This window comes from Allofournierella sp. (assembly GCF_017889395.1).
In the GTDB taxonomy this organism is placed as follows: domain Bacteria; phylum Bacillota; class Clostridia; order Oscillospirales; family Ruminococcaceae; genus Allofournierella.
The window spans coordinates 1-5,478 of sequence record NZ_JAGHKE010000116.1; the positions used below are offsets into that span (position 1 = coordinate 1).

The window sequence follows — 5,478 nt, forward strand, 5'->3', positions numbered from 1 at the left end:
TAATCAGGCGTGGGGGTAAAAATCGCTCACGGTGTTGGTCACCAGCCGGAAGGTGAGCTGGGCCATGTGCTGGGGGCTTTCCTCGCAGCCCCGGCTCAGCCAGTCCTTGATGAGGCCCACGCCTCCGGCCACGCAGTAGGCGTAGGTGTATTTCAGATCGTCCATCCGCTCGGGGAAGGCCTGGCGCAGCGCGGCCAGGCTGTAGTGGGAGAGCATCTCCTCGATCCGGTGCAGAAAGGCGATGTCCCCGTGGGGACCCAGCAGGGCGGCGCAGATCTCCCGGTTTTCAAACAGGATGGCAAAGATGTCCTCAATGAAGGGGAAGCTGTTTTCGTTGAAGGGGCTCACCGGATGGGTGCGGATGGTGTGCAGGATCTCCTCGAACAGCTCGTTCTCCACGCTTTCCAGCATATTGTAAATATCGGTATAGTGCAGATAGAAGGTGGAGCGGTTGATGTCCACCAGGTCCACCAGCTCCTTCACCGTCACCTCGTTCACGCTCTTCTGGGCCATCAGCTGGGCAAGACCGTGGCGCAGCTGGGCTTTTGTGCGGCGGATGCGCCGGTCCGGCTTTTTCTCCATGTGTGCGCTTCCTTTCATTTGTAAAAGATTTGTGACTGTTCAACACAACACGACGCAATGTCTATTAATAGATACTACGACGGAAACTGTCGGTTGTGTTGTTCTTCTTTGCTTAGTATAATTCTCTTTGCAGGAAAAAGCAATATCGCGACGAATAAACAACACGGTATTGATTTTCTGAGAGAGATCGAGGAAAGGAAGCGATTTTTTCGCTCTATGCTGAAAAATGAATGGAAAAAGCTGCTGAGCAACAAGCTGATGCTGGTGGTGGTGGTGGCCATCGTCGCCATTCCCACCATCTACACCACTCTGTTTCTGGGCTCCATGTGGGACCCCTACGGCAGCGTGGAACACCTGCCGGTGGCTCTGGTGAATCAGGACCAGCCGGTGGAATACGAGGGCAAGACCCTGGACGTGGGCGCCGAACTGGTGGACAGCCTGCTGGAGGACGCCTCCCTGGACTTCCACCAGGTGAGCGAGGAGGACGCGGCCAAGGGGCTGGCGGCAGGGGATTACTATATGGTAATCACCATTCCGCAGGACTTCTCGGCCAACGCGGCCACCCTCACCGACGATCAGCCCAAACAGATGGAGCTGAACTACGAGACCAACCCCGGCACCAACTATATCGCCTCCAAGCTGAGCGAGACCGCCATGAAGGAGATTCAGGCCAGCGTGCGGGAAGAGGTGACCAAGACCTACGCCGAGACCATGTTTGACCAGCTCACCGAGGTGGGCGACGGCATGCAGGAGGCGGCGGACGGCGCGGGCGAGATCCGGGACGGCGCAGACAAGCTGGCGGATGGCAACAATACCATCCGGGAGAATCTGCAGCTTCTGGCGGACAGCACCCTGACCTTCCGCAGCGGCAGCCAGACCCTGACCGAGGGCCTTGCCCAGTACACCCAGGGCGTGCAGCAGCTGGCGGACGGCGCGAAGAAGCTGGACGACGGCGCAAAGCAGCTGAAGGACGGCGTGGACCAGCTGGGTGCTTCGGCCCCGGCACTGGCCCAGGGCGTGAGCGCGCTGAACGACGGCGCGGCCCAGCTGGCCCAGGGCACGGCCCAGGCCAAGACCGGCAGCGACAGCCTGACCGCAGGCGCGGCCCAGGTGGACGACAATCTGAAAACCCTGAACGAGGGTCTGAGCCAGCTGCAAAGCCAGACCGCGGCCCTGCCGGATTCCGCCTCGGCGCTGGATGCGGGCGCATCCCAGGCAGCTGAGGGCGCGAAAGCCCTGCAGCAGGGCGCGCAGGGCTTGGCCGCAGGCGCGGACAAGGCCAGCCAGGGCGCAGCCGCTCTGAATCAGGGCCTGCAGACCTTGAGCGGTAAATCCGAGGAACTGAACCAGGGCGCGGCCCAGCTGAAAAACGGGCTGGATGCCCTGGCGGCCGCGGCGGGCGGCTCGGATGTGTCCGGCAGCCTGACCGCTCTGGCCGGTCAGCTGAACGGCGCGGCTCAGGCCGCGCAGGCAGGCGCGGTGGCCCCGCAGGACCCGGCGGCTCTGGCCCAGACCATCGCGGACAATACCGCCGCCGCCCAAAGCGGCGATCAGGAGGCAGTGAATGCTCTGATCGCGGCGGCCAATGAGCTGGCCAATGTGGCACAGCAGGATTACAACGACGCAAACACCGCCAACGCAGCCCGGGATCAGGCCGCCCAGGCTCTTGCCGGCGCGGCCGGTGCGATGGCCAATGCGGCCGGCGGTTCCGGCTCCGGCGACCTGAGCGCGGCCCTCGGCCAGCTGCAGCAGGGCGCGGCTCAGCTGCAGACCGGCCTGTTCGCCTACACCGCCGGTGTGGACCAGGCGGCTGCGGGCAGCGCGGCCCTGACGGATGAGACCACCGGCCTGCCCGCGCTGAACGCGGGGGCACAGCAGCTCTCGGCCGGGTGCGATTCTCTGGTGAACGGCCTTGCTCAGCTGCAGGGCGGCACCAGCCAGCTGGCTCAGCAGGCACCCCTGCTCACCGGCGGCATCGCCCAGGCGGCCAGCGGCGGCGCGGCTCTGCAGCAGCAGGGAACCGCGGTGCTGCGTCAGGGCGCGGCCCAGCTGAACAGCGGCCTGGATGCTCTGGTCACCGGCAGCGGCAGCCTGAAGGACGGCATGAGCAGTCTGAACGGCCAGCTGCCCGCCCTCACCGACGGCGTGGGCCGTCTGCAGCAGGGCACCAAGGACCTGAAGGACGGCACCACTCAGCTGGTGACCGGCGCGGATACCCTCACCCAGAACAGCCCGGCTTTGAATCAGGGCGCGGCCGCCCTCACCGACGGCGCGGGCCAGATCCAGAGCGGCGCCCAGCAGCTGGCGGACGGCAGCGGCGAGCTGGCCGACGGCATCGACCAGCTGACCGACGGCGCAAACACCCTCCAGACCAGCCTGGCGGACGGTGCGGACGAGATCCGCTCCACCAACACCGGCGACGCGGTGGTGGATATGTTCGCCGCCCCGGTGGTCTCTGAGGAGACCCAGCTGACCCAGGTGCCCAACAACGGGCACGCCATGGCTCCCTACATGATGTCGGTGGCCCTGTGGGTGGGCTGCATCGCCTTCAGCCTGATGTACCCCCTCACCGAGTACGCGGGCAAACTGAAGAGCGGCACCGCCTGGTGGCTGAGCAAGGCCTCGGTGCTGTATCCCATTGCGCTGCTGCAGGCGCTGGTGATGGTGGGCGCGCTGCACGCCATCAACGGCTTTGAGCCGGGCCGCATGGGCCAGACCCTGCTGGTGGCCTGCGTGGCGTCCATGACCTTCATGTCGGTGATGTACTTCTTCACCAACCTGCTGGGCAAGGTGGGCAGCTTCCTGATGCTGGTCTTCATGGTGATCCAGCTGGCCGGTTCGGTGGGCACCTATCCGCTGGAGCTCTCCGGCTCCTTCGTGAAGTACCTGCATGACTGGGTGCCCTTCACCTACACCGTCACCGCCTTCCGCCGTGCCATCTGCGCCGGCGAGGACGTGACCGGCTGCCTTGCCTACCTGGCGGTATGGCTGGTGGTCTTCACCCTGCTGACCATTCTGGTGTTCGCGGTGCGCGCAAAGCGCATCAAGGCCGAAAAGCCCACCCTGATGGTCTGGCTGGAGGAGCATCGCCTGGCCTGACCCGGGTATCAAAAATCTTCTCCCGCTCCCCTTAGCCGGCGTTTGCCGGTTCCAAGCTCCGTTTTGTGCAAAACTGCACAAAACGGGGCTTTTTTTGCACGAAATGCAAAAAATCAGGGGAGTGCATTGGCGAAATTGATAAAAATATTAAAAAACAGAAAAAACTTTTGCGAGAAAAGAGAATCTTTTTGATATAAGACAGAAGATTTTTCTATCGTTTTTGCGCCCCAAAGGCGGTAAAATTTACCACAGAGAAAGCATCCTGAGGGATGCGAAAATGTACGGCACAAGAACCGAATCCAATCACAGGAGGAAAACGAAAATGAAAAAGAAACTCGCGCTGCTGCTGGCTTCCGTAATGGCCATTGGTATGCTGGCCGGCTGTGGCGGCGCTCCCGCTTCCACCGCTTCCACCGCAACCTCCGGCGGCACTTCCACCGCCACCTCCACCGAGGGCGGCACTGCCACCGCCACCAGCGACCTGCAGGTGGATGTATTCTACTATGACTTCTCCGATATCTACATCTCCAGCGTGCGCGCCGCCATGGACGAGCAGCTGAAGGCCATGGGCATCGAGCCCAAGAACTGGGATGCCGCCGGCAGCCAGCCCACCCAGACCGACCAGGTTAAGACCGCTATCACCGCCGGTTCCGACCTGCTGATCGTGAACATCGTGGAGACCTCCACCTCCGACCCCGCTAAGGATATCGTGGAAGCTGCCCGCGCTGCGGACATCCCCGTGATCTTCTTCAACCGCGAGGTTGCCGACAACGAAGTGATCAACAGCTATGAGAAGTGCGCCTTTGTTGGCACCAACGCTCCCGACGCCGGCCACATGCAGGGCGAGATGATCGGTGAGTACCTGCTGGCCAACTACGACGCAGTTGACCTGAACGGCGACGGCACCATCTCCTACGTTCTGTTCAAGGGCCAGGAGGGCAACGCTGAGGCCGAGGCCCGCACCCAGTACGCTGTGGAAGACGCCAACAAGCTGCTGACCGAAGGCGGCAAGCCCGAGCTGGCTTACTACGACGCCAACGCTACTACCAAGTACCTGGTTGATACCGCCGGTAAGTGGAGCGCCCAGGCTGCCAACGACTACATGGTTTCTCTGCTGGGCTCCTACAACGAAGGCAACAACAACATGGTTGAGCTGATCATCTGCAACAACGACGGCATGGCCGAGGGCGCTATCTCCGCTCTGCAGAACGTTGGCTACAACAACGGCGAAGGCACCACCATCATCCCCGTATTCGGCGTGGACGCCACCGACTCCGCCAAGGCTCTGATCAAGGCCGGCAACATGACCGGTTCCATCAAGCAGGACGCCGTGGGCATGGCCACCACCATCAACACCCTGGTCAAGAACGTACAGGACGGCGCTGACCTGATGGCCAACACCGACCAGTTCGTGGTTGACTCCGACGTGGATAAGATCCGCGTTCCCTACCAGATGTACGACGGCACCTCCGAGGACTAATTTCTCCCGGATCCTTTGTGCCTGAAACCTAACCGGCAAGGCGGGGCTGCCAGGCGGCAGCCCCGCTTCGCCCTGACAAAACCACCGCTTCGGGCGCGGCCCGGAAGGCGGGCTGTGGCCGAAACGGTGGTTTGCGACCGCGAGAGGAGGAAAATTATGGACAAGCCGGCCCTGCTGGAGATGCGCGGCATCTGCAAGGAATTCCCCGGCGTAAAGGCGCTGGATAACGTGGACCTGACCGTCCGCCCCGGCACCGTACATGCCCTGATGGGCGAGAACGGCGCGGGCAAATCCACCCTGATGAAATGCCTGTTCGG

At 62.6% G+C, this 5,478-nt stretch carries 4 protein-coding genes; 3 read left to right on the forward strand and 1 reads right to left on the reverse strand.

Translation table 11 applies throughout. The features are described from left to right. Window positions 1–3: 3 nt before the first annotated feature. Window positions 4–582 carry a TetR-like C-terminal domain-containing protein gene (locus tag J7G73_RS12165; protein WP_087181746.1) on the reverse strand — a complete coding sequence of 193 codons (579 nt, stop codon included), beginning with the start codon at window positions 580–582 and terminating at the stop codon, window positions 4–6. A 216-nt stretch (window positions 583–798) separates the two neighbouring features. On the opposite strand from J7G73_RS12165, the gene J7G73_RS12170 reads away from it, so the two are divergent. From J7G73_RS12170 to J7G73_RS12180, 3 genes are all read left to right on the forward strand, one after another. Further along, window positions 799–3,681 carry a YhgE/Pip domain-containing protein gene (locus J7G73_RS12170; protein WP_291246447.1) on the forward strand — a complete coding sequence of 961 codons (2,883 nt, stop codon included), beginning with the start codon at window positions 799–801 and terminating at the stop codon, window positions 3,679–3,681. A gap of 322 nt (window positions 3,682–4,003) precedes the next feature. Then, window positions 4,004–5,161 (forward strand): substrate-binding domain-containing protein, encoded by a 1,158-nt coding sequence (locus tag J7G73_RS12175; protein WP_291246448.1) that lies wholly within the window; start codon window positions 4,004–4,006, stop codon window positions 5,159–5,161. Window positions 5,162–5,317: 156 nt separating this feature from the next. Next, window positions 5,318–5,478: ATP-binding cassette domain-containing protein (locus J7G73_RS12180; protein WP_291246449.1), on the forward strand; the 161-nt coding region annotated here is incomplete at its 3' end.

Bases quoted from the DNA above. Each gene is read 5' to 3' on its own strand.
- J7G73_RS12165 (WP_087181746.1), bottom strand. From the start codon at position 582: ATGGAGAAAAAGCCGGACCGGCGCATCCGCCGCACAAAAGCCCAGCTG.
- J7G73_RS12175 (WP_291246448.1), top strand. From the start codon at position 4,004: ATGAAAAAGAAACTCGCGCTGCTGCTGGCTTCCGTAATGGCCATTGGT.
- J7G73_RS12170 (WP_291246447.1), top strand. From the start codon at position 799: ATGCTGAAAAATGAATGGAAAAAGCTGCTGAGCAACAAGCTGATGCTG.